This window comes from Yersinia sp. 2541 StPb PI, from assembly GCF_052217145.1.
In the GTDB taxonomy this organism is placed as follows: domain Bacteria; phylum Pseudomonadota; class Gammaproteobacteria; order Enterobacterales; family Enterobacteriaceae; genus Yersinia; species Yersinia enterocolitica_E.
Genome location: NZ_JAZGQB010000001.1, coordinates 299307 through 320310, shown reverse-complemented (window position 1 = coordinate 320310; position 21004 = coordinate 299307). Strand labels below are relative to the sequence as shown.

The following is a 21004-nucleotide window of genomic DNA, read 5'->3' as shown; positions in this document are numbered from 1 at the left end:
TCCGGTTACTCGTCAGCAATGCTAGCTGGTGGCCAATTTTCTAGGCGCATGCCTAAAGAAAGACCACGTGAAGCAAGCACGTCTTTAATCTCAGTAAGAGATTTTTTACCCAGGTTCGGCGTTTTCAGCAACTCAACCTCGGTACGCTGTACCAGATCACCGATGTAGTGGATAGCTTCTGCCTTGAGGCAGTTAGCAGAGCGGACAGTCAATTCCAGATCGTCAACAGGGCGCAGCAGGATCGGATCGAACTCTGGCTTCTCTTCTTTAACTTCCGGCTGACGTACATCTCGTAAATCAACGAAAGCTTCAAGCTGTTCAGCCAAGATAGTTGCCGCACGGCGGATCGCCTCTTCAGGATCGATCGTACCATTGGTTTCCATCTCGATAACCAACTTGTCCAGGTCGGTACGCTGTTCTACACGCGCTGCTTCAACATTGTAGGCAATACGCTCTACAGGGCTATAGCATGCGTCTACTAACAGACGACCAATCGGGCGCTCATCTTCTTCCGAATGAATTCGGGCAGAAGCCGGCACATAACCACGACCACGTTGAACTTTGATACGCATACTAATAGATGCGTTCTCATCGGTCAGGTGGCAGATAACGTGCTGCGGCTTGACGATTTCGACATCCCCGTCATGGGTGATATCGGCTGCAGTCACAGGGCCAATGCCAGACTTATTCAGGGTAAGAATAACTTCATCTTTACCCTGAACTCTCACCGCCAGCCCTTTCAGGTTGAGCAGGATCTCCAGGATATCTTCCTGTACGCCTTCTTTGGTGCTGTACTCATGCAGTACACCATCAATCTCAACCTCGGTCACCGCGCAACCCGGCATAGATGAAAGCAGAATACGGCGCAGTGCGTTGCCGAGAGTATGGCCAAAGCCACGCTCTAACGGCTCAAGGGTCACCTTGGCGTGCGTCGAACTGACTTGCTCGATATCTACCAGGCGCGGTTTTAGAAACTCTGTCACAGAACCCTGCATTGTGTCCTCTCTTTGGTACTAAGCTTTACTTGGAGTAAAGCTCGACGATCAGGTGTTCGTTAATGTCCGCAGACAGATCAGTACGTTCAGGAATACGTTTGAACACACCTTCCATCTTGACAGCATCAACTTCCAGCCAAGTCGGCTTTTCACGCTGCTCAGCCAGCTCCAAAGCTGCCTTAACACGAGACTGCTTTTTAGCTTTCTCACGGATGCTGACTACGTCATTCGGAGATACCTGATAAGAAGCGATGTTAACAACGCGACCATTTACCATGATAGCTTTATGACTAACCAGCTGACGTGATTCAGCACGAGTTGCGCCAAAGCCCATACGGTAAACTACGTTATCCAGACGACCTTCCAGCAGTTGCAACAGGTTTGCACCTGTGTTGCCTTTCAGACGTGCTGCTTCTTTATAGTAGTTACGGAATTGACGTTCTAGAACACCATAGATACGGCGAACTTTTTGTTTCTCACGTAACTGCACACCGTAGTCAGACAGACGCGGTTTACGCGCACCGTGCTGGCCAGGTGGTTGTTCAATCTTACACTTGGTGTCAATCGCGCGAACGCCAGACTTAAGGAACAGGTCTGTGCCCTCACGACGGCTCAGCTTGAGCTTAGGACCCAAATATCTTGCCATTTTCTCTCTCCAACAAACCTAAAAGCAGCGTTATACGCGGCGCTTTTTCGGCGGACGACAACCGTTATGAGGGATCGGAGTCACATCAGTAATATTAGTGATGCGGAAACCAGCCGCGTTTAACGCACGGATAGTAGACTCACGGCCCGGACCAGGTCCTTTAACCATAACTTCCAGATTCTTGATACCGTATTCTTTCACTGCGTCAGCGCAGCGCTCTGCTGCAACTTGCGCTGCAAACGGAGTAGACTTACGAGATCCACGGAAACCGGAACCACCTGCTGTTGCCCAACCCAATGCGTTACCTTGACGATCTGTAATAGTAACGATGGTGTTGTTGAAAGAAGCATGGATATGAGCCACACCGTCAGAGACTGTCTTTCTTACACGCTTGCGTGCACGAATAGGTGCCTTTGCCATTATTCAATCACCCCGATTATTTCTTGATCGGTTTACGCGGACCCTTACGGGTACGTGCGTTGGTCTTAGTACGCTGACCGCGAACTGGTAGACCACGACGATGACGCAAACCACGATAAGTCCCAAGGTCCATCAGACGCTTGATGCTCAGGGTCACCTCACGACGCAGATCACCTTCTACAACGTACTTGGCAACTTCGTCACGCAGCTTCTCGATTTGCTCTTCAGACAGCTCACTGATCTTAACATTTTCAGCAATACCCGCAGCAACACAGATAGCCTGTGAACGGGTTTTACCGATGCCGTAGATCGCAGTTAACGCGATTACGGTATGTTTCTGATCAGGAATGTTAATGCCTGCTATACGGGCCACTATGCACTCCTACTATTTTATACAGCAATACCATTCTGAAAAGCCCGTTTTCAGGATACTCAAATAGTATTGCAGTCACATACAAAAGATTGGCTGGCTAATCTAGCCAGCTCAACCCAACTTTGCAAGAAAAATATGCAAGATAAATCAGCCTTGACGCTGTTTATGCTTTGGTTCGGCACTGCAGATTACGCGAACGACACCGTTACGCTTAACAATTTTGCAGTTACGACATAATTTCTTGACGGAAGCACGAACTTTCATTTTTACTCTCCGTAACTTCTCAAACATCCCTGAATTAGCGGTTATAGCCTTTCAGGTTTGCTTTCTTCAATGCAGACTCGTATTGACTAGACATCATCAGAGTTTGCACTTGAGCCATAAAGTCCATGATGACCACCACTACGATAAGTAGGGAGGTACCACCAAAGTAAAATGGTACTTTCATCGCGTCACGCATGAACTCCGGGATCAGGCAGATGAAAGTAATATACATCGCACCAATTAAGGTTAGACGCGTCATTACTTTATCGATGTACTTCGCCGTTTGCTCTCCCGGACGAATTCCTGGCACGAATGCACCGGACTTCTTCAGGTTATCTGCTGTTTCACGCGGGTTAAACACTAACGCCGTGTAGAAGAAACAGAAGAAGATGATTGCAGACGCATAGAGTAACACATAAAGCGGCTGTCCCGGCTGCAAATACATCGAAATAGTCGTCAGCCAGTTCCAACCTGTCCCGCCCCCAAACCATGATGCAATCGTGGCAGGGAACAGAATTATGCTGGAAGCAAAGATTGCTGGAATAACCCCAGCCATATTCACTTTCAACGGTAAGTGTGTGCTCTGTGCTGCATAAACACGACGACCTTGTTGACGTTTAGCATAGTTAACGACGATACGACGCTGACCACGTTCAATGAAAACAACGAAGAAGGTTACTGCAAACACTAATACTGCAACCAACAGCAACAGGAGGAAGTGCAGGTCGCCTTGCCGAGCTTGCTCGATGGTATGGGCTATTGCAGGTGGAAGACCAGCAACAATACCAGCAAAGATTATGATTGAAATACCGTTACCGATACCACGCTCAGTAATCTGTTCGCCCAGCCACATCAGGAACATAGTCCCAGTGACCAAGCTAACAACAGCGGTAAAGTAGAAAGCAAAGCCTGGATTGATTACCAGACCTTGCATCCCAGGCATATTCGGCAGACCGGTAGCAATACCGATCGATTGGAATATAGCCAATACCAACGTGCCATAACGGGTGTACTGGCTAATCTTACGACGGCCAGCCTCCCCTTCTTTCTTTATCTCTGCTAACGCTGGATGAACCACCGTTAACAGTTGGATAATAATCGATGCCGAAATATACGGCATGATACCCAAGGCAAAGATAGAAGCACGACTGAGAGCACCACCAGAGAACATGTTAAACATTTCAATGATGGTCCCTCTCTGCTGCTCGAGCAATTTAGCAAGCACAGTGGCATCGATACCAGGAATCGGAATAAAAGAGCCGATACGGAAAACAATAAGCGCACCGATAACAAACAAAAGTCTGCGCTTCAGTTCGCCTAATCCGCCTTTAGCACTTTGAAAATCTAATCCTGGTTGCTTAGCCATCTGCTACTTATTCCTCAATTTTACCGCCAGCAGCTTCGATAGCAGCACGAGCGCCTTTGGTGACACGCAGACCACGAAGAGTTACCGCACGAGTGATTTCGCCTGAAAGCATAACTTTCGCGAACTCAATCTGGGTACCAACAACGTTAGCGGCTTTCAACGTGTTCAGGTCGATTACGTCGCCTTCCACTAAAGCCAGTTCAGACAGACGAACTTCTGCCGTGATCATAGCTTTGCGAGAGGTGAAGCCGAATTTCGGCAAACGACGATATAAAGGCATCTGACCACCTTCAAAACCACGACGTACGCCACCGCCAGAACGTGAGTTCTGACCTTTGTGACCACGACCAGCAGTTTTACCCAGGCCAGAACCGATACCACGACCTACACGCTTCGGCGCATGCTTGGCACCTTCAGCCGGAGACAGAGTATTTAAACGCATCTGTTACTCCTCAACTTTAACCATGTAGGAAACCAAGTTGACCATACCACGCACAGCGGGAGTATCCTCACGCTCTACAGTATGACCAATACGACGCAGACCTAAACCGATCAGAGTTGCCTTATGTTTCGGCAAACGACCGATACTGCTTTTTGTTTGAGTTACTTTAATAGTCTTTGCCATGGTTATTTCCCTAGAATTTCTTCGACGGACTTACCACGCTTGGCAGCGACCATTTCTGGGGATTTCATATCTTCCAGAGCTGCAATAGTTGCACGAACCACGTTGATCGGGTTAGTAGAACCATAGGCCTTGGCCAATACGTTATGAACCCCTGCAACTTCCAAGACGGCGCGCATTGCACCACCGGCGATGATACCGGTACCTTCAGAAGCTGGTTGCATGAATACACGAGAACCTGTGTGAGCACCTTTAACTGGGTGCTGCAGAGTACCGTTATCCAAAGCAACATTAATCATAGCGCGACGGGCTTTTTCCATCGCTTTCTGGATCGCTGCCGGAACTTCGCGTGCTTTGCCGTAGCCAAAACCAACGCGACCGTTACCATCACCAACTACTGTCAGTGCGGTAAAGCTGAAAATACGGCCACCTTTTACGGTTTTAGATACGCGGTTTACCGCGATCAGCTTTTCCTGCAGTTCGCCAGCTTGTTTTTCGATGTGTGACATCTTACACCTCTACCTTAGAACTGAAGGCCAGCTTCACGGGCAGCATCTGCCAGTGCCTGGACTCGACCATGATATTGGAAACCGGAACGGTCAAAGGATACTTTCGTGATCCCTTTTTCCAATGCGCGCTCTGCAACAGCTTTACCTACAGCTGCGGCGGCATCTTTGTTGCCGGCGTACTTCAATTGCTCATTGATAGCTTTTTCTACAGTAGAAGCTGCTACCAAAATTTCTGAACCGTTTGGTGCAATAACCTGCGCGTAAATATGGCGTGGGGTACGATGTACCACCAGGCGAGTCGCACCCAGTTCTTTGAGCTTGCGGCGTGCGCGGGTCGCACGACGGATACGAGCTGCTTTCTTATCCATAGTGTTACCTTACTTCTTCTTAGCCTCTTTGGTACGCACGACTTCGTCGGCGTAACGGACACCCTTGCCTTTATAAGGCTCAGGACGACGGTAGGCACGTAAATCTGCTGCAACCTGACCAATCACCTGCTTATCAGCGCCTTTCAGCACGATTTCAGTTTGGGTCGGGCATTCTGCAGTGATGCCAGCCGGCAATTCATGGTCAACTGGATGAGAGAAGCCTAAAGCTAAATTCACCACGTTGCCTTTAACTGCGGCACGGTAACCTACACCTACCAATTGAAGCTTCTTAGTGAAGCCTTCGGTAACACCAACGACCATTGCGTTAAGCAGTGCACGAGTGGTACCCGCTTGGGCCCAACCGTCTACAGCGCCTTCGCGTGGAGCGAAAGTCAGTGTATTTTCTTCTTGCTTAACTTCAACAGCGCTATGGACGGTACGAGTCAGCTCGCCGTTCTTACCCTTTATCGAAATAACCTGACCGTTGAGTTTTACCTCTACGCCGGCAGGAATGACGACGGGTGCTTTTGCAACACGAGACATTCTTTCCTCCCGAATTAAGCTACGTAGCAGATAATCTCGCCACCAAGACCAGCTTGGCGAGCTGCACGATCGGTCATAACACCTTTAGAGGTAGAAATAACAGCGATACCCAAACCGGCCATAACTTTTGGCAGCTCATCTTTTTTCTTATAGATGCGCAGACCTGGACGGCTGATACGTTGAATGCTTTCTACCACTGCCTTACCCTGGAAATACTTAAGAGCTAATTCCAGAACAGGCTTGGTGTCGCCTTCGATTTTAAAATCTTCAATAAAACCTTCTTCCTTCAGAACGTTGGCAATTGCCACTTTCAGCTTGGAGGAAGGCATGGTGACCGCGACTTTGTTTGCGGATTGACCGTTACGGATACGGGTCAGCATATCCGCGATCGGATCTTGCATGCTCATCTGTCTTTACTCCCGTGATTCAATTGGTGACAATTACCAGCTAGCCTTCTTAAGGCCCGGGATTTCACCGCGCATTGCGGTTTCACGGACTTTAATACGGCTCAACCCGAACTTCCGCAGGAAACCATGCGGACGACCAGTTTGGTTGCAGCGGTTACGCTGACGGGACGGGCTGGAATCACGCGGCAGAGACTGCAGCTTCAGAACAGCATTCCAACGGTCTTCGTCGGATGAGTTCACACCAGAGATAATAGCTTTTAATTCCTCGCGTTGAGCGCGGTATTTGTTAGCTAGTTTCACGCGAACAACTTCGCGTGCTTTCATTGATTGCTTAGCCATCAGTAACCCTACCTTACTTGCGGAATGGGAATTTAAAAGCAGCCAACAATGCACGGCCTTCATCATCGGATTTCGCAGTAGTGGTAATGGTAATATCCAAACCACGTACACGATCGACTTTATCGTAGTCGATTTCCGGGAAGATGATCTGCTCGCGCACACCCATGCTGTAGTTACCACGACCATCGAATGACTTAGCGGACAAGCCACGGAAGTCACGGATACGAGGTACAGCAATGGTAATCAGACGCTCAAAGAATTCCCACATGCGTTCGCCACGCAGGGTTACTTTACAGCCGATCGGATAGCCCTGACGGATTTTGAAGCCTGCAACAGATTTGCGTGCTTTGGTGATAAACGGCTTTTGACCGGAGATTGCTGCCAAGTCAGCTGCTGCATTGTCCAGCAGTTTCTTGTCAGCGATCGCTTCACCAACACCCATGTTCAGGGTGATCTTCTCGACCCGAGGGACTTGCATGACAGAGTTGTAGCCAAACTGAGACATCAGTTGTTTGACCACCTCGTCTTTGTAGTAATCATGCAGTTTCGCCATCGTATTACTCCAAATTACTTGATAGTTTCGCTATTAGATTTAAAGAAACGGACTTTTTTGCCGTCTTCGAATCTAAAGCCTACACGGTCAGCCTTACCGGTTGTCGTGTTGAACAGCGCAAGGTTGGAAACTTGAATTGCAGCTTCTTTTTCAACAATGCCACCTGGTTGGTTCAGGGCCGGAACCGGCTTCTGATGTTTTTTAACCAGGTTGATACCTTCAACAATGACCTTACCAGCAGACAGGACATTCTTTACTTTACCGCGCTTACCTTTGTCTTTCCCGGTTAGCACGATAACTTCGTCATCACGACGGATTTTCGCTGCCATGGTTCGCTCCTTAGAGTACTTCTGGTGCCAGAGAGATAATTTTCATGAACTTCTCATTACGCAGTTCACGAGTTACCGGCCCAAAAATACGCGTGCCGATTGGCTGCTCGCTGTTATTATTTAAAATAACACAAGCGTTACCATCGAAGCGAATGACAGAACCGTCCGGGCGACGTACACCCTTCTTGGTGCGCACCACTACCGCCTTCAGAACATCGCCTTTCTTCACCTTGCCACGAGGAATTGCTTCCTTGATGGTGATCTTGATGATGTCGCCGATGCCTGCGTAGCGACGGTGCGAGCCACCTAGAACCTTGATACACATTACGCGACGTGCACCGGAGTTGTCGGCCACGTTCAGCATAGTCTGTTCTTGGATCATGTTAGTGCTCCGCTAATGTCAACTACTACTTTAGGACCCAGAATAGGTCGTTTAAAAGCCCCATTAATGAGGGCGCGGCATTATAACACCGCTTCCAAATTATGGGTAGAAAAAATAAACGGCCCACTTTCTGAGCCGTTTATTATGTTCGAGTTGGCTACTCTATTACAGAATCGCTTTCTCTACAACGCGAACAAGCGTCCAAGACTTAGTCTTTGACAGTGGACGGCATTCGCGGATTTCTACCACGTCACCGATTCCACATTCATTGTTCTCGTCATGTACATGCAATTTCGTCGTACGACGGATGAATTTCCCGTAAATAGGGTGTTTCACCACACGTTCGATAGCAACAACCATGGATTTCTCCATTTTGTCACTAACTACGCGACCTTGCAGAGTACGGATTTGCTCAGTCATTACGCACCCGCCTTCTCAGTCAGTAAAGTCTTAACACGTGCGATATTACGGCGCACTTGTTTCGACAGGTGAGTTTGTTGCAGCTGGCCACTAGCCGCCTGCATGCGCAAATTGAATTGCTCACGCAGCAGGTTGAGCAGCTCAGTGTTCAGCTCTTCAACGCTTTTTTCACGCAGCTCTTGTGCTTTCATCACATCACCGTCTTAGTTACAAAGGTGGTTCCTACAGGCAGTTTCGCTGCTGCGAGCTTAAATGCTTCGCGAGCAGTTTCTTCAGGTACACCAGCCATTTCAAACAACATTTTTCCTGGCTGGATCAGGGCAACCCAATACTCTACGTTACCCTTACCTTTACCCATACGCACTTCGAGCGGCTTCTCGGTGATCGGCTTGTCCGGGAATACACGGATCCAGACCTTACCTTGACGCTTAATTGCACGTGTCATCGCACGACGGGCTGCTTCGATTTGACGAGCCGTCAGGCGGCAACGGCCACAAGCTTTCAGGCCGAACTCACCGAAGCTAACATCCGTACCTTGCGCAAGGCCACGGTTACGGCCTTTGTGCATCTTACGGAATTTTGTACGCTTTGGTTGTAACATCAGCGATTCTCCTTACTTGCGGCCTTTACGCTGCTGCTTTTTAGGTTGAGCAGCCGGTTCCGGTTGTTCAACAGCAGCCATACCACCCAAGATCTCACCTTTGAAGATCCATACCTTAACGCCGATTACACCATAAGTGGTGTGCGCTTCAGATGTGTTGTAATCGATATCCGCACGCAGTGTATGCAACGGAACACGACCTTCACGGTACCATTCGGTACGCGCGATTTCAGCACCGCCAAGGCGGCCGCTTACTTCAACTTTGATACCTTTAGCGCCAAGACGCATTGCGTTCTGTACAGCACGCTTCATAGCACGACGGAACATAACACGACGTTCCAGCTGTGAAGTGATGCTGTCAGCAACCAATTTTGCGTCCAGTTCCGGTTTACGGACTTCGGCGATGTTAATCTGTGCAGGAACGCCAGCGATATCCGCTACGACCTTACGCAGTTTTTCGACATCTTCACCTTTCTTGCCGATAACGATGCCAGGACGAGCGGTGTGAATAGTCACACGGATGCTCTTCGCTGGACGCTCGATAACGATGCGAGAAACGGAAGCTTTCGCTAATTCCTTAGTCAGGAATTGGCGAACTTTAAAGTCGCCGTCCAGGTTGTCAGCGAATTCTTTGGTATTTGCGTACCAGGTAGAGTTCCAAGCTTTGACAATACCTAGTCGAATACCATTAGGATGTACTTTCTGACCCATTGCTAGTCTCCAGAGTCTCAGCGATCGGACACAACCACAGTAATGTGGCTGGTGCGCTTCAGGATGCGATCTGCACGACCTTTTGCACGCGGCATAATGCGCTTCATGCTAGGGCCTTCGTCTACGAAGATCTTCGTGACTTTCAGATCATCGATGTCAGCGCCATCGTTGTGTTCTGCGTTAGCAATGGCAGACTCTAGTACCTTCTTAACCAAACCAGCAGCTTTCTTGTTGGTATAGGCCAGAGTTTCCAGAGCTTGCGACACTTTCTTACCGCGAATCAGGTCCGCTACCAAGCGAACCTTCTGAGCAGAAGAACGAGCGTGGCGATGTTTAGCGATAGTTTCCATCTCTTCCTCCTACCTTAGCGCTTTTTAGCCTTTTTATCGGCCGCATGGCCGCGATAAGTACGGGTCGGCGCGAATTCACCCAGTTTGTGACCGACCATTTCATCGGCTACAAAAACGGGAACGTGCTGACGACCATTATGGACAGCGATGGTCAAACCGATCATATTTGGAAAGACCGTTGAACGACGGGACCAAGTCCGAATTGGCTTCTTGTCTCCGCTTTCCACCGCTTTCTCTACCTTCTTCAGCAAGTGCAGGTCAATGAAGGGACCTTTCTTGAGAGAACGTGGCATGGCTTATCCTCTAATTATTTTTTACTACGGCGACGTACGATGAACTTATCAGTACGCTTGTTGCTACGGGTCTTCTTACCTTTGGTTTGAACGCCCCACGGAGTTACCGGGTGCTTACCAAAGTTACGACCTTCACCACCACCGTGTGGGTGATCTACCGGGTTCATCGCCGTACCGCGAACGGTAGGACGAATACCACGCCAACGACTAGCACCTGCTTTACCCAGCACACGCAGCATGTGTTCAGCGTTACCGACTTCACCTAAGGTGGCGCGGCAATCAGCTTGAACCTTGCGCATTTCGCCGGAGCGCAGACGCAGAGTAACGTAGGAACCGTCACGAGCAACGATCTGAACGTATGCACCAGCAGAACGAGCCAATTGGCCGCCTTTACCTGGTTTCATTTCTACGTTATGAACCGTTGAACCAACTGGGATGTTACGCATAGGCAGGGTGTTACCTGCTTTAATTGCCGCATCAACGCCAGATTGAATCTGGTCACCAGCTTTCAGGCCTTTTGGCGCCAGGATATAACGGCGTTCGCCGTCTTTGTACAGAACCAGCGCGATATTCGCGGAACGGTTCGGATCGTACTCCAGACGCTCAACCACTGCAGGGATACCATCTTTGTTGCGTTTGAAGTCAACCAGACGATAATGTTGCTTGTGGCCACCACCGATATGACGGGTAGTGATACGGCCATTGTTGTTACGGCCACCGCTTTTGCTTAATTTCTCAAGCAACGGGGCATAAGGCTTACCCTTATGCAACTCCTGGTTAACCACCTTAACAACGTGGCGACGACCCGGAGATGTAGGTTTACATTTAACAATTGCCATTGTTTTACTCCTCCGACTTACTCTGCGCCGCCGATGAAGTCCAGATTCTGGCCTTCTTTCAGGGTGACGTAAGCTTTTTTCCAGTCGCTACGACGACCAACACGCTGACCGTGACGCTTACTCTTGCCTTTAACCAGCAAGGTGTTAACGTCTTCGACTTCGACTTCAAACAGTTTCTGCACTGCAGCTTTAATTTCTGCTTTGGTCGCGTCTTTGGCAACTTTGAGAACGATGGTGTTATTCTTTTCCATCGCAGCGGACGCTTTTTCAGATACATGCGGCGCGCGCAGTACTTTCAGCAGACGTTCTTCACGAATCATGCCAGCATCTCCTCAACTTGCTTCACAGCATCAGCAGTCATAACCACTTTATCGAAGGCGATCAGGCTAACTGGGTCGATACCGGCTACATCGCGAACGTCAACCTTGTACAGGTTGCGAGCTGCCAAGAACAAGTTCTCGTCCAGTTCACCCGTTACGATCAGCACATCTTCCAGAGCCATATCTTTCAGTTTCTGCGCCAGCAACTTAGTTTTAGGTGCTTCAACAGAGAACTTTTCGACAATGATCAGACGATCTTGACGTACCAATTCGGACAGAATGCTTTTCAGCGCGCCGCGGTACATCTTTTTATTTACTTTCTGACTGTGATCCTGAGGCTTCGCAGCAAAGGTCACACCACCTGAACGCCAGATTGGGCTCTTTACAGAACCTGCACGCGCACGGCCGGTGCCTTTCTGGCGCCACGGTTTCTTACCGGAACCTGTTACTTCAGCACGGGTCTTCTGAGCACGAGTACCTTGACGGGCACCTGCTGCGTAAGCAACAACAACCTGATGTACAAGCGCTTCATTGAAATCACGCCCGAAGGTAGTTTCGGAAACAGTCAGCGCGCCTTGCGCGTCTTTCATTACCAATTCCATTCCTATCTCCTCGACGTTACGCCTTGACAGCCGGTTTTACGATCAGGTTGCCACCGGTTGCTCCCGGTACAGCGCCCTTGACCAGCAGTAGGTTGCGCTCAGCGTCAACACGTACTACATCCAGGCTTTGAACAGTTACACGTTCATCACCCATATGGCCTGCCATTTTCTTGCCTTTAAACACTTTGCCCGGAGTCTGGTTCTGACCGATAGAACCCGGAACGCGGTGAGACAAGGAGTTACCATGGGTAGCATCTTGGGTACGGAAGTTCCAGCGCTTAACAGTACCGGCAAAACCTTTACCTTTAGACGTACCTGTAACGTCGACTTTCTTAACGTCTGCAAAGATTTCGACGCTAATTTCTTGGCCAGCAGTGAATTCTTGACCTTCTGGAAGGCGGAATTCCCACAGACCACGGCCAGCTTCTACGCCAGCTTTAGCGAAATGACCCGCTTCTGGTTTAGTAACGCGGTTAGCTTTTTTAGCACCGGTAGTTACTTGCACAGCACGGTATCCGTCGTTCTCCAGGCTTTTGACCTGAGTTACGCGGTTCGCTTCAATTTCGATAACAGTTACTGGGATTGAAACGCCATCTTCAGTGAAGATACGCGTCATACCCACTTTCTTACCGACTAAACCAATCATTGTTTCAACCTCTCAATCGCTCAATGACCTGATTAACCCAGGCTGATCTGCACGTCTACACCAGCAGCCAGATCCAGACGCATCAGAGCATCAACGGTTTTCTCGGTTGGCTCAACGATGTCAACCAGACGCTTGTGAGTGCGAATCTCGTACTGATCGCGCGCATCTTTATTGACGTGCGGAGAGATCAGAACGGTAAAGCGCTCTTTGCGAGTTGGCAGCGGGATCGGACCGCGAACCTGCGCACCAGTGCGCTTGGCAGTCTCGACGATTTCCGCAGTTGATTGATCGATCAAACGATGATCAAACGCTTTCAGGCGGATACGGATTCTTTGGTTCTGCATGAGACCAGAGCTCCAATTATTTATAAACGTAAATGATTACTCCTCGCACCCATTTCGATTGATGGGGGAGTGTAATCGTTCAACATATAACCCCCATATCGGGAGTATTGTTCAGTAACAGCACTAGGCTATGACTGACAGATTAGTTTCAATCTGGCCAACCAAGATTAGGTAGGCCCGCGCATTATACGTAAATACCAGCAGGAAGCAAGTCAGTTTTGGGAATCTATGCAAAAACTTGCCAGATAATTTAATTAAGGGGATATAAGGTTAATTTGTGCGGTAGGAATGAAAAAAAGAGTGAGTCCAAGAAGGATTCTCACTCTTTTTGACTGCGTAATCTTATGGTTAATAAACAAGCTATCTTGCAAGTGTTTAGTCTTTCGCCAACTGTGCCTGAGAGTAGTTTTGTATACCTAAACGCTCAATCAGACTCAGTTCTGTTTCGAGCCAGTCAATATGGCCCTCTTCATCAGCAAGAATTTCTTTCAATAAATCGCGACTAACATAATCATGGATAGAATCAGCATAAGCAATACCTTCACGCAGATCCTTCGCCCCGGCGAGCTCGAGAGCTAAATCTGATTTCAGTATTTCCTCAACATCCTCGCCAATATTCAGCTTACCCAAGTCCTGTAAGTTAGGAATACCTTCGAGGAATAAAATACGTTCGATGTATTTATCGGCATGCTTCATTTCGTCTATAGATTCGTGATACTCCTTATCATTAAGGCGCATCAGCCCCCAGTTTTTAAACATTCGGGCATGGAGAAAATATTGATTGATGGCAACTAGCTCGTTGCCGAGTAGTGTATTGAGATGTGCAATTATCTTTTTATCGCCTTTCATAACTATACCCTCCGCTTCCAGTACACAAAGTGTAGTACCAGATGGCAAAGTGTGGGGAATACTTCTCCCTGCTAACTATTAGGCAACATCATTCATTTCTGGAATGTTCGCGCGTTCCTCGATCAGTATCTCTCTGGCCTGTCGGATGCACTTACCGCAGTCTGTACCAATGGGTACCAATTGACGCAGTTGTTTAATGGTATGTGGATGGTGCTGACGTACAGCTTTACGGATAACTTTGTCAGATACCGCATTACACAGACAAACATACATAGAGAGACTCACTTCTTAACCAATCTCTCAAGTGTAAATAAGAATGCGTGTTATTTCAATTAAGATTATTCACTTTATCAATAAAAAAGGGTGCCGAAGCACCCTTGGTTACTTGATCAATAAAATAATTAATCAGTAAAGCAATTAAGCGATAACTTTAGCAACAACACCAGCGCCTACAGTACGGCCGCCTTCACGGATTGCGAAACGCAGACCGTCGTCCATTGCGATTGGGTGAATCAAGGTAACAACCATGTTCACGTTATCACCAGGCATTACCATTTCAACGCCTTCTGGCAGTTCGATGGTACCGGTTACGTCAGTTGTACGGAAGTAGAACTGAGGACGGTAGCCTTTGAAGAACGGAGTATGACGGCCGCCTTCGTCTTTGCTCAGAATATAAACTTCTGAATCAAAGGTAGTGTGTGGTTTGATAGAACCTGGTTTAGCCAGAACCTGACCACGTTCGATATCTTCACGTTTGATACCACGCAGAAGAACACCAACGTTCTCACCAGCACGGCCTTCGTCCAGCAGTTTGCGGAACATTTCAACGCCAGTACAAGTAGATTTAACAGTATCTTTGATACCAACGATCTCTACTTCTTCACCAACTTTAACGATACCGCGCTCTACACGACCAGTTACAACAGTACCACGGCCTGAGATAGAGAATACGTCTTCGATTGGCAGCAAGAATGGCTTATCGATAGCACGTTCTGGCAGTGGAATATAAGTATCCAATGCTTCAGCCAGTTCGATAATTTTTGCTTCCCACTCAGGAACGCCTTCCAGTGCTTTCAGAGCTGAGCCCTTGATTACTGGAATGTCGTCGCCTGGGAAATCGTAAGCAGAAAGAAGTTCACGAACTTCCATTTCTACCAGTTCCAGCAGCTCTTCGTCGTCAACCATGTCACATTTGTTCATGAATACGATCATGTATGGAACGCCAACCTGGCGACCCAACAGGATGTGTTCACGAGTCTGTGGCATAGGACCATCAGTTGCAGCAACAACCAAGATCGCGCCGTCCATCTGAGCAGCACCGGTGATCATGTTTTTAACGTAGTCGGCGTGTCCTGGGCAGTCAACGTGCGCATAGTGACGAGTCGGGGTGTCATATTCAACGTGAGAAGTGTTGATGGTGATACCACGAGCTTTTTCTTCTGGTGCGTTATCGATCTGATCGAAAGCACGAGCGCTACCGCCGTAGGTTTTAGCCAGTACGGTAGTGATTGCTGCAGTCAGGGTAGTTTTACCATGGTCAACGTGGCCGATAGTACCGACGTTTACATGGGGTTTGTTACGTTCAAATTTTTCTTTAGACACGACTATATTCCTTACTCTGGTGCTCTACCACTTATGAGAGAGCACTGGATCATTGTTTTAAACCCGAAAGCTTATTTGCCACGGGCTTCGATAACGGCTTGAGCGACGTTACTCGGCGCTTCAGCATACTTCAGGAACTCCATAGAGTATGAAGCACGGCCCTGGGTCTGAGAGCGCAGGTCAGTAGCATAACCGAACATTTCAGACAACGGAACCTGGGCACGAATAGTCTTACCAGTTAACGTATCTTCCATACCTTCGATCATGCCACGACGACGACTCAGGTCACCCATTACGTCACCCGCATAATCTTCAGGGGTTTCGATTTCAACCTTCATTATTGGCTCAAGCAGAACTGGTTTAGCTCGTTTGAAACCTTCTTTAAAGGCGATAGAACCGGCTAATTTAAACGCCAATTCTGAGGAGTCAACATCATGGTAAGAACCGTAGTGCAGACGCACTTTAACGTCCACAACCGGATAACCAGCCAGAGGACCGGACTTCAGTTGTTCCTGGATACCTTTATCAACAGCAGGGATGAACTCTTTAGGAATAGAACCACCAACGATTTCGTTGACGAATTCATACCCAGCGCCACCCGGTGGTAACGGAGACATATCGATAACAACATGACCGTACTGACCACGACCGCCTGACTGCTTAGCGTGCTTACCTTCCACGTCCTTGACGGTATCGCGGATAGTTTCACGGTAAGCAACCTGAGGTTTACCGATGTTTGCTTCCACGCTAAATTCGCGGCGCATACGGTCAACCAGGATATCCAAGTGCAGCTCACCCATACCAGCGATGATAGTCTGACCTGATTCTTCGTCAGTCCACACACGGAATGATGGATCTTCTTTTGCCAGACGCCCCAGAGCCATACCCATTTTTTCCTGGTCGGCTTTGGTTTTTGGTTCAACGGCAACAGAGATCACTGGCTCAGGGAACTCCATACGTTCCAGAATGATCACATGCTTTGGATCACATAAGGTGTCACCCGTCGTCACGTCTTTCAGGCCGATCGCTGCTGCGATGTCGCCTGCGCGAACTTCTTTGATCTCTTCACGTTTGTTGGCGTGCATCTGTACGATACGACCCAAACGCTCTTCACGCGAACGTACTGAGTTCAGCACAGTGTCACCGGAGTTAACAATGCCAGAGTACACACGGAAGAATGTCAGGTTACCCACAAACGGGTCGGTAGCAATTTTGAATGCCAATGCAGAGAACGGCTCTTTGTCGTCTGAATGACGAACAGCCGGAGTATCTTTACCATCGTCCAAAATACCGTTGATTGCTTCAACGTCAGTTGGCGCTGGCAGATAATCGATAACTGCATCCAGCATTGCCTGTACGCCTTTGTTTTTAAACGCAGAACCACAGGTAACCAAGATAATTTCGTTGCGCAGAACACGTTGACGCAGAGCTTTCTTGATTTCTTCTTCGGTCAGCTCTTCGCCGCCCAAATACTTGTCCATCAACTCTTCAGACGCTTCTGCAGCCGATTCAACCAGATTCTGGTGCCATTCAGCAGCCAGCTCAGCCATATCAGCAGGGATCTCTTCGTATTCGAAGGTCACACCCAGATCGGCTTCATTCCAGTTGATCGCTTTCATTTTCACTAGATCGATAACACCAGTGAATTTCTCTTCCGCGCCGATTGCCAGTTGCAATGGAACTGGATTCGCGCCCAGACGAGCTTTAAGCTGGCCAACAACTTTCAGGAAGTTAGCACCCATGCGGTCCATTTTGTTAACGAACGCAATGCGTGGGACTTTATATTTGTTCGCCTGACGCCATACGGTCTCAGACTGTGGCTGAACACCACCAACTGCACAGTAAACCATTACCGCACCGTCAAGAACACGCATAGAACGTTCAACTTCAATGGTGAAGTCAACGTGCCCTGGGGTGTCAATGATATTGATGTGATGTGGTTCATACTGTTTAGCCATACCAGACCAGAAGCAGGTAGTAGCCGCAGAAGTAATGGTAATACCACGTTCCTGCTCTTGTTCCATCCAGTCCATAGTGGCTGCGCCGTTATGAACTTCACCGATCTTATGGTTTACACCGGTGTAAAACAGGATACGTTCGGTAGTGGTTGTCTTACCGGCGTCGATGTGAGCGCTGATACCGATATTACGATAGCGCTCAATGGGTGTTTTACGAGCCATTTGATTCCTCTATTGCCTTAGGCGTTCATTCGATTAACCATGCGGGTTAACTATTAAAGCGCCCGCATGGTTAGCATAGCTACTGCGTGGTAATTACCAGCGGTAGTGCGCGAACGCCTTGTTAGCTTCGGCCATACGGTGAACGTCTTCACGTTTCTTAACAGCAGAACCTTTGTTCTCTGCTGCGTCAGACAGTTCATTCGCCAAGCGCAAAGCCATGGATTTATCACCGCGTTTACGAGCAGCATCAACGATCCAACGCATTGCCAAGGCATTACGACGAACCGGACGAACTTCAACTGGTACCTGATAAGTAGAACCACCAACGCGGCGAGACTTAACTTCGACAGTCGGGCGCACGTTATCCAGAGCTACTTCGAAAGCTTCCAGAAAATCTTTACCAGAACGCTGAGCCAGGGTTTCCAGCGCGGTATAGACGATTGCTTCTGCAGTAGATTTTTTACCATCTACCATCAGGATATTTACAAATTTAGCCAGCAATTCAGATCCGAACTTAGGATCTGGCAAAATTTTACGCTGACCAATTACACGACGACGTGGCATGGAAATACTCCGTTGTTAATTCAGGGTTGTCCAAAACTCTAAGAGTTTATTTTGACATTAATGTGAAAATGTTTGGCCTTACTTAACGGAGAACCATTAAGCCTTTGGCTTCTTCACGCCGTACTTAGAACGTGATTGCTTACGGTCTTTAACACCTGAGCAGTCAAGCGCGCCGCGGACGGTGTGGTAACGCACACCTGGCAAGTCTTTTACACGACCGCCACGGATCAGGATCACGGAGTGTTCCTGTAGGTTATGACCTTCACCGCCAATGTAGGAGGTGACTTCAAAACCGTTAGTTAAACGCACACGGCAAACTTTACGCAGTGCGGAGTTAGGTTTTTTCGGGGTGGTGGTATATACGCGGGTACATACACCACGTTTCTGCGGGCATGCTTCCAGCGCAGGAACGTTGCTTTTAGCAACCTTCATGCTGCGTGGCTTGCGAACCAGCTGGTTAATCGTTGCCATTATTAAAAAAGCTCCTGGTTTTTTGCTTCGTAAACACGTGATAAATCCCCCTCGTTTGCACGACTGGCAGAGAACGAGGACGCAGAATTTTATGGCTGACTATCTAAGGTGTCAAGAAATATACAGCATTGACTGCATTACCATGCCAGTTGTTGCTGATGTTTTAGGGTCAAATCCACGAAGTGAGTATAGCCGATTAGCGTAGCGCTGTCTGAAATTTGACCAGACAAACCACGTGCAATAACGTCATCTTCTAACACAAATAGAGAAGCTGGGTTATTTAACAATAGCTTAAGACTTTCACTGTTTTTCAAAACAGTCATAACGCCATCTTGTAGAAAGAGAATCTCATCTTCGGATGTGACTAATCTCAGCAAAGCAGATAAATCGCAACGATAAGGGGAATGACTGACGGTATACAGCATTATAGCGACCCAAATCCCATTAAAAAGTCAGCACAACATCATAAGTTGCCAATTGGCGACGTAAATTTACCGGAGATAATACCTCGACATCAAGGATCCAGTTCGTCACACCACTCAACCCGCGTTGCTCTAATGAGGCTTCGCAGATATAACAATTATCAACATCGTACAGGGGTAAGACACCGAAAGTGGCAATATAGTTTCTGGCGAGAATTATTTCCGGTTGTTGCTGAGGTAATAGCTGCAAAACACCATCTGACAGAAAGAATACACCTAAATCTTCGCTTAATGCCGATGTAGCCAGTAAGGCATCCAACCCTTCCCGCCCTGCCGAATTGCCATGCGGACCTTGGGTGAAAACAAAAGCGACACGTTTCATTGCCATTAAAATTGCACCATGCGATCACAGGTCAATGCGGCTTCGGCTAACGCACCCAAGCCGGTTAAGGTAAAACCCGGTTGCAGATTCGCTGCCGCAAGATTGAGTTGTTCGGCTTCCTGTTGGTCGGTTACACCACGGCGTAATGCCGCCGCCACACACACATGCAACATAACAGCATGTTCAGCCGCCAATTGTTGCCACGCCCTTACCAAGTCAAATTCATCACTGGCAGGGGCAGTTAATTGGTTAGCGTTCAAAACGCCTTCGCGATAGAAGAAAACACTCACCAAACTGTGACCTGAATTTATCAGCGCTTGTGCAAATTGATAAGCACTACTGGCCTGCTGCGTACCATAAGCAGGCCCAGTGACCATAAGACAATATCTTTTCACGCCAGACATTAACGGTCGTGCCCTACAAGGTCGCCACTTTTGAATTGGCGAATGTAGAGATAGACGGTGTGTTTAGAGATATTAAGCCGTTCTGCAACCTGATTGATGGCATCTTTGATATCAAAAATACCCTTTTCATAAAGATTAAGTACCACTTGGCGGTTCTTCGCATTGTTAGAAACATTACGGTCCGCATTGACTTCTTCGATGGTAAATTCAAGTGTTTGCGCCACCAAATCATCAACAGATGAGGCAAAGTTGACCGAGGAAGCAACTTCCTGCGTTTCCGGCGGCATAAACGTTTGGATGATTTGTGAGAAAGGCACATCCAGATTCATGTTGATGCACAGCAAGCCAATAACACGCTGGTCACGGTTACGGATAGCGATAGTGACTGATTTCATCAGTACACCACTTTTGGCTCGGGTGAAATAAGCTCTTGAAACACTGCTATCAGCACCGGCCATATCGTGCAACATCCGTAGAGCCAAGTCGGTTATCGGTGAACCAATTTGCCTTCCAGTGTGTTCTCCATTCGCAATTCTTACCGCAGAGCTTTTCAGATCTTCCAGTGAGTGCAGAACGATTTCACAGTGGCCGCCAATAAGCATAGCTAAGCCATCAACGACAGCTTCGTATGATTTTAGTATTTCATGGTCCGTCTGACTGAACGGACGTTCATCCAGTAAATCCAGTTCACTGGTTTCGCTACTGAGAAGCGAATTAGACATCGAAGACACCATCCTCTAGGTAAAGCCTGTCTCAATATCGTTGGCAGACTCATAACTCAATATCTTAGATTTTAAGTCTAGCAAATATGCTGAGATAAAATCCTTGCGTTTGCGCGTGATATTGACGTTAAGCCCACAAGCCATAAACCGTCAAGTTATCAACGAA

At 48.1% G+C, this 21004-nt stretch carries 37 protein-coding genes; all 37 read right to left on the bottom strand.

The window, feature by feature from the left end:
* Window positions 1–5: 5 nt before the first annotated feature.
* Window positions 6–995, bottom strand: coding sequence for a DNA-directed RNA polymerase subunit alpha (locus tag V1953_RS01375; protein ID WP_002438685.1), 990 nt, complete (start codon window positions 993–995; stop codon window positions 6–8).
* 25 nt (window positions 996–1020) lie between these two features.
* Window positions 1021–1641 (bottom strand): 30S ribosomal protein S4, encoded by a 621-nt coding sequence (gene rpsD / locus V1953_RS01370; RefSeq protein ID WP_002218949.1) that lies wholly within the window; start codon window positions 1639–1641, stop codon window positions 1021–1023.
* Window positions 1642–1671: 30 nt separating this feature from the next.
* Entirely contained in the window at window positions 1672–2061 is a 390-nt protein-coding gene (rpsK, locus tag V1953_RS01365; RefSeq protein WP_004709234.1) for a 30S ribosomal protein S11, read from the bottom strand.
* A 16-nt stretch (window positions 2062–2077) separates the two neighbouring features.
* The gene (rpsM, locus tag V1953_RS01360) at window positions 2078–2434 is read right to left on the bottom strand and encodes a 30S ribosomal protein S13 (protein WP_004702348.1); all 357 of its coding nucleotides are present in this window, start codon (window positions 2432–2434) and stop codon (window positions 2078–2080) included.
* A 147-nt stretch (window positions 2435–2581) separates the two neighbouring features.
* Window positions 2582–2698 (bottom strand): 50S ribosomal protein L36, encoded by a 117-nt coding sequence (gene rpmJ, locus V1953_RS01355; RefSeq protein ID WP_002227352.1) that lies wholly within the window; start codon window positions 2696–2698, stop codon window positions 2582–2584.
* A 34-nt stretch (window positions 2699–2732) separates the two neighbouring features.
* Complete coding sequence (gene secY / locus V1953_RS01350) at window positions 2733–4064, bottom strand: preprotein translocase subunit SecY (RefSeq protein ID WP_002213344.1); 1332 nt, start codon at window positions 4062–4064, stop codon at window positions 2733–2735.
* 7 nt (window positions 4065–4071) lie between these two features.
* Window positions 4072–4506 (bottom strand): 50S ribosomal protein L15, encoded by a 435-nt coding sequence (gene rplO / locus V1953_RS01345; protein ID WP_004391411.1) that lies wholly within the window; start codon window positions 4504–4506, stop codon window positions 4072–4074.
* A 3-nt stretch (window positions 4507–4509) separates the two neighbouring features.
* Window positions 4510–4689: a 50S ribosomal protein L30 gene (rpmD, locus tag V1953_RS01340; protein WP_002213339.1), complete on the bottom strand. Its 180-nt coding sequence runs from the start codon at window positions 4687–4689 to the stop codon at window positions 4510–4512.
* 2 nt (window positions 4690–4691) lie between these two features.
* The gene (gene rpsE, locus V1953_RS01335; protein ID WP_004391412.1) at window positions 4692–5195 is read right to left on the bottom strand and encodes a 30S ribosomal protein S5; all 504 of its coding nucleotides are present in this window, start codon (window positions 5193–5195) and stop codon (window positions 4692–4694) included.
* A gap of 14 nt (window positions 5196–5209) precedes the next feature.
* A complete protein-coding gene (gene rplR, locus V1953_RS01330; RefSeq protein WP_004391413.1) occupies window positions 5210–5563 on the bottom strand; it encodes a 50S ribosomal protein L18 in 354 nt (117 codons plus the stop codon).
* Window positions 5564–5572: 9 nt separating this feature from the next.
* Window positions 5573–6106 carry a 50S ribosomal protein L6 gene (rplF, locus tag V1953_RS01325; protein WP_004391415.1) on the bottom strand — a complete coding sequence of 178 codons (534 nt, stop codon included), beginning with the start codon at window positions 6104–6106 and terminating at the stop codon, window positions 5573–5575.
* 14 nt (window positions 6107–6120) lie between these two features.
* On the bottom strand, window positions 6121–6513 hold the full coding sequence (gene rpsH / locus V1953_RS01320) for a 30S ribosomal protein S8 (protein WP_032820216.1): 393 nt from the start codon (window positions 6511–6513) through the stop codon (window positions 6121–6123).
* A 33-nt stretch (window positions 6514–6546) separates the two neighbouring features.
* Window positions 6547–6852 carry a 30S ribosomal protein S14 gene (gene rpsN / locus V1953_RS01315; protein ID WP_004391418.1) on the bottom strand — a complete coding sequence of 102 codons (306 nt, stop codon included), beginning with the start codon at window positions 6850–6852 and terminating at the stop codon, window positions 6547–6549.
* A 13-nt stretch (window positions 6853–6865) separates the two neighbouring features.
* Window positions 6866–7405 (bottom strand): 50S ribosomal protein L5, encoded by a 540-nt coding sequence (gene rplE / locus V1953_RS01310; RefSeq protein WP_004391419.1) that lies wholly within the window; start codon window positions 7403–7405, stop codon window positions 6866–6868.
* 14 nt (window positions 7406–7419) lie between these two features.
* The gene (rplX, locus tag V1953_RS01305) at window positions 7420–7734 is read right to left on the bottom strand and encodes a 50S ribosomal protein L24 (protein ID WP_049612315.1); all 315 of its coding nucleotides are present in this window, start codon (window positions 7732–7734) and stop codon (window positions 7420–7422) included.
* Between the two features lie 10 nt (window positions 7735–7744).
* Window positions 7745–8116 (bottom strand): 50S ribosomal protein L14, encoded by a 372-nt coding sequence (gene rplN, locus V1953_RS01300; protein ID WP_002213325.1) that lies wholly within the window; start codon window positions 8114–8116, stop codon window positions 7745–7747.
* Window positions 8117–8281: 165 nt separating this feature from the next.
* A complete protein-coding gene (gene rpsQ / locus V1953_RS01295; protein WP_032820219.1) occupies window positions 8282–8536 on the bottom strand; it encodes a 30S ribosomal protein S17 in 255 nt (84 codons plus the stop codon).
* Entirely contained in the window at window positions 8536–8727 is a 192-nt protein-coding gene (gene rpmC, locus V1953_RS01290) for a 50S ribosomal protein L29 (RefSeq protein ID WP_005159843.1), read from the bottom strand. The genes rpsQ and rpmC overlap by 1 nt, the downstream gene beginning before the upstream one ends.
* On the bottom strand, window positions 8727–9137 hold the full coding sequence (gene rplP, locus V1953_RS01285; RefSeq protein ID WP_038242806.1) for a 50S ribosomal protein L16: 411 nt from the start codon (window positions 9135–9137) through the stop codon (window positions 8727–8729). Before rplP ends, rpmC begins: the two co-directional genes overlap by 1 nt.
* Before the next feature lie 12 nt (window positions 9138–9149).
* Window positions 9150–9848 (bottom strand): 30S ribosomal protein S3, encoded by a 699-nt coding sequence (gene rpsC / locus V1953_RS01280; protein WP_083161167.1) that lies wholly within the window; start codon window positions 9846–9848, stop codon window positions 9150–9152.
* A 17-nt stretch (window positions 9849–9865) separates the two neighbouring features.
* Complete coding sequence (rplV, locus tag V1953_RS01275; protein ID WP_004391423.1) at window positions 9866–10198, bottom strand: 50S ribosomal protein L22; 333 nt, start codon at window positions 10196–10198, stop codon at window positions 9866–9868.
* 14 nt (window positions 10199–10212) lie between these two features.
* Window positions 10213–10491, bottom strand: coding sequence for a 30S ribosomal protein S19 (gene rpsS, locus V1953_RS01270; RefSeq protein WP_032818077.1), 279 nt, complete (start codon window positions 10489–10491; stop codon window positions 10213–10215).
* Window positions 10492–10505: 14 nt separating this feature from the next.
* Window positions 10506–11330, bottom strand: a complete 825-nt coding sequence (gene rplB / locus V1953_RS01265) for a 50S ribosomal protein L2 (protein WP_005186240.1) — start codon at window positions 11328–11330, stop codon at window positions 10506–10508.
* A gap of 17 nt (window positions 11331–11347) precedes the next feature.
* On the bottom strand, window positions 11348–11650 hold the full coding sequence (gene rplW, locus V1953_RS01260) for a 50S ribosomal protein L23 (RefSeq protein WP_005159841.1): 303 nt from the start codon (window positions 11648–11650) through the stop codon (window positions 11348–11350).
* Entirely contained in the window at window positions 11647–12252 is a 606-nt protein-coding gene (gene rplD / locus V1953_RS01255) for a 50S ribosomal protein L4 (protein WP_004702326.1), read from the bottom strand. Before rplD ends, rplW begins: the two co-directional genes overlap by 4 nt.
* Window positions 12253–12268: 16 nt before the next feature.
* A complete protein-coding gene (gene rplC / locus V1953_RS01250) occupies window positions 12269–12898 on the bottom strand; it encodes a 50S ribosomal protein L3 (RefSeq protein WP_002218932.1) in 630 nt (209 codons plus the stop codon).
* Window positions 12899–12930: 32 nt separating this feature from the next.
* Entirely contained in the window at window positions 12931–13242 is a 312-nt protein-coding gene (gene rpsJ, locus V1953_RS01245) for a 30S ribosomal protein S10 (RefSeq protein WP_001181005.1), read from the bottom strand.
* Window positions 13243–13617: 375 nt separating this feature from the next.
* The gene (gene bfr, locus V1953_RS01240; protein WP_083161169.1) at window positions 13618–14091 is read right to left on the bottom strand and encodes a bacterioferritin; all 474 of its coding nucleotides are present in this window, start codon (window positions 14089–14091) and stop codon (window positions 13618–13620) included.
* Between the two features lie 78 nt (window positions 14092–14169).
* Complete coding sequence (bfd, locus tag V1953_RS01235; protein ID WP_005186233.1) at window positions 14170–14364, bottom strand: bacterioferritin-associated ferredoxin; 195 nt, start codon at window positions 14362–14364, stop codon at window positions 14170–14172.
* Window positions 14365–14508: 144 nt separating this feature from the next.
* Window positions 14509–15693 (bottom strand): elongation factor Tu, encoded by a 1185-nt coding sequence (tuf, locus tag V1953_RS01230; RefSeq protein WP_005186230.1) that lies wholly within the window; start codon window positions 15691–15693, stop codon window positions 14509–14511.
* Between the two features lie 71 nt (window positions 15694–15764).
* Window positions 15765–17873 carry an elongation factor G gene (fusA, locus tag V1953_RS01225; RefSeq protein WP_083161170.1) on the bottom strand — a complete coding sequence of 703 codons (2109 nt, stop codon included), beginning with the start codon at window positions 17871–17873 and terminating at the stop codon, window positions 15765–15767.
* Between the two features lie 93 nt (window positions 17874–17966).
* Window positions 17967–18437 (bottom strand): 30S ribosomal protein S7, encoded by a 471-nt coding sequence (rpsG, locus tag V1953_RS01220; RefSeq protein ID WP_002212324.1) that lies wholly within the window; start codon window positions 18435–18437, stop codon window positions 17967–17969.
* Window positions 18438–18533: 96 nt separating this feature from the next.
* Window positions 18534–18908, bottom strand: coding sequence for a 30S ribosomal protein S12 (rpsL, locus tag V1953_RS01215; RefSeq protein ID WP_002212323.1), 375 nt, complete (start codon window positions 18906–18908; stop codon window positions 18534–18536).
* Window positions 18909–19045: 137 nt separating this feature from the next.
* Window positions 19046–19333, bottom strand: a complete 288-nt coding sequence (gene tusB / locus V1953_RS01210; RefSeq protein ID WP_049601300.1) for a sulfurtransferase complex subunit TusB — start codon at window positions 19331–19333, stop codon at window positions 19046–19048.
* Window positions 19334–19352: 19 nt separating this feature from the next.
* Window positions 19353–19718, bottom strand: coding sequence for a sulfurtransferase complex subunit TusC (gene tusC / locus V1953_RS01205; RefSeq protein WP_442820442.1), 366 nt, complete (start codon window positions 19716–19718; stop codon window positions 19353–19355).
* Window positions 19718–20116 carry a sulfurtransferase complex subunit TusD gene (gene tusD / locus V1953_RS01200; protein WP_083161172.1) on the bottom strand — a complete coding sequence of 133 codons (399 nt, stop codon included), beginning with the start codon at window positions 20114–20116 and terminating at the stop codon, window positions 19718–19720. The genes tusC and tusD overlap by 1 nt, the downstream gene beginning before the upstream one ends.
* On the bottom strand, window positions 20116–20838 hold the full coding sequence (locus tag V1953_RS01195; RefSeq protein WP_032906602.1) for a helix-turn-helix transcriptional regulator: 723 nt from the start codon (window positions 20836–20838) through the stop codon (window positions 20116–20118). Before V1953_RS01195 ends, tusD begins: the two co-directional genes overlap by 1 nt.
* Window positions 20839–21004 lie beyond the last annotated feature (166 nt).

Coding starts and splice junctions, on each gene's coding strand:
- rpmD (WP_002213339.1), bottom strand. CDS start 4,689: ATGGCAAAGACTATTAAAGTAACTCAAACAAAAAGCAGTATCGGTCGT.
- V1953_RS01195 (WP_032906602.1), bottom strand. CDS start 20,838: ATGTCTAATTCGCTTCTCAGTAGCGAAACCAGTGAACTGGATTTACTG.
- rpsD (WP_002218949.1), bottom strand. CDS start 1,641: ATGGCAAGATATTTGGGTCCTAAGCTCAAGCTGAGCCGTCGTGAGGGC.
- rplD (WP_004702326.1), bottom strand. CDS start 12,252: ATGGAATTGGTAATGAAAGACGCGCAAGGCGCGCTGACTGTTTCCGAA.
- rplV (WP_004391423.1), bottom strand. CDS start 10,198: ATGGAAACTATCGCTAAACATCGCCACGCTCGTTCTTCTGCTCAGAAG.
- rpmC (WP_005159843.1), bottom strand. CDS start 8,727: ATGAAAGCACAAGAGCTGCGTGAAAAAAGCGTTGAAGAGCTGAACACT.
- rpsQ (WP_032820219.1), bottom strand. CDS start 8,536: ATGACTGAGCAAATCCGTACTCTGCAAGGTCGCGTAGTTAGTGACAAA.
- rpsK (WP_004709234.1), bottom strand. CDS start 2,061: ATGGCAAAGGCACCTATTCGTGCACGCAAGCGTGTAAGAAAGACAGTC.
- tusC (WP_442820442.1), bottom strand. CDS start 19,718: ATGGCAATGAAACGTGTCGCTTTTGTTTTCACCCAAGGTCCGCATGGC.
- rpsG (WP_002212324.1), bottom strand. CDS start 18,437: ATGCCACGTCGTCGTGTAATTGGTCAGCGTAAAATTTTGCCAGATCCT.
- rplB (WP_005186240.1), bottom strand. CDS start 11,330: ATGGCAATTGTTAAATGTAAACCTACATCTCCGGGTCGTCGCCACGTT.
- rpsC (WP_083161167.1), bottom strand. CDS start 9,848: ATGGGTCAGAAAGTACATCCTAATGGTATTCGACTAGGTATTGTCAAA.
- rplP (WP_038242806.1), bottom strand. CDS start 9,137: ATGTTACAACCAAAGCGTACAAAATTCCGTAAGATGCACAAAGGCCGT.
- rplC (WP_002218932.1), bottom strand. CDS start 12,898: ATGATTGGTTTAGTCGGTAAGAAAGTGGGTATGACGCGTATCTTCACT.
- rpsN (WP_004391418.1), bottom strand. CDS start 6,852: ATGGCTAAGCAATCAATGAAAGCACGCGAAGTTGTTCGCGTGAAACTA.
- secY (WP_002213344.1), bottom strand. CDS start 4,064: ATGGCTAAGCAACCAGGATTAGATTTTCAAAGTGCTAAAGGCGGATTA.
- rplW (WP_005159841.1), bottom strand. CDS start 11,650: ATGATTCGTGAAGAACGTCTGCTGAAAGTACTGCGCGCGCCGCATGTA.
- tusD (WP_083161172.1), bottom strand. CDS start 20,116: ATGTCTGGCGTGAAAAGATATTGTCTTATGGTCACTGGGCCTGCTTAT.
- rpmJ (WP_002227352.1), bottom strand. CDS start 2,698: ATGAAAGTTCGTGCTTCCGTCAAGAAATTATGTCGTAACTGCAAAATT.
- rplR (WP_004391413.1), bottom strand. CDS start 5,563: ATGGATAAGAAAGCAGCTCGTATCCGTCGTGCGACCCGCGCACGCCGC.
- fusA (WP_083161170.1), bottom strand. CDS start 17,873: ATGGCTCGTAAAACACCCATTGAGCGCTATCGTAATATCGGTATCAGC.
- rpsS (WP_032818077.1), bottom strand. CDS start 10,491: ATGCCACGTTCTCTCAAGAAAGGTCCCTTCATTGACCTGCACTTGCTG.
- rpsH (WP_032820216.1), bottom strand. CDS start 6,513: ATGAGCATGCAAGATCCGATCGCGGATATGCTGACCCGTATCCGTAAC.
- rplX (WP_049612315.1), bottom strand. CDS start 7,734: ATGGCAGCGAAAATCCGTCGTGATGACGAAGTTATCGTGCTAACCGGG.
- tusB (WP_049601300.1), bottom strand. CDS start 19,333: ATGCTGTATACCGTCAGTCATTCCCCTTATCGTTGCGATTTATCTGCT.
- bfr (WP_083161169.1), bottom strand. CDS start 14,091: ATGAAAGGCGATAAAAAGATAATTGCACATCTCAATACACTACTCGGC.
- rpsJ (WP_001181005.1), bottom strand. CDS start 13,242: ATGCAGAACCAAAGAATCCGTATCCGCCTGAAAGCGTTTGATCATCGT.
- V1953_RS01375 (WP_002438685.1), bottom strand. CDS start 995: ATGCAGGGTTCTGTGACAGAGTTTCTAAAACCGCGCCTGGTAGATATC.
- rplF (WP_004391415.1), bottom strand. CDS start 6,106: ATGTCTCGTGTTGCAAAAGCACCCGTCGTCATTCCTGCCGGCGTAGAG.
- rplN (WP_002213325.1), bottom strand. CDS start 8,116: ATGATCCAAGAACAGACTATGCTGAACGTGGCCGACAACTCCGGTGCA.
- rplE (WP_004391419.1), bottom strand. CDS start 7,405: ATGGCGAAACTGCATGATTACTACAAAGACGAGGTGGTCAAACAACTG.
- rpsL (WP_002212323.1), bottom strand. CDS start 18,908: ATGGCAACGATTAACCAGCTGGTTCGCAAGCCACGCAGCATGAAGGTT.
- rpsE (WP_004391412.1), bottom strand. CDS start 5,195: ATGTCACACATCGAAAAACAAGCTGGCGAACTGCAGGAAAAGCTGATC.
- rplO (WP_004391411.1), bottom strand. CDS start 4,506: ATGCGTTTAAATACTCTGTCTCCGGCTGAAGGTGCCAAGCATGCGCCG.
- bfd (WP_005186233.1), bottom strand. CDS start 14,364: ATGTATGTTTGTCTGTGTAATGCGGTATCTGACAAAGTTATCCGTAAA.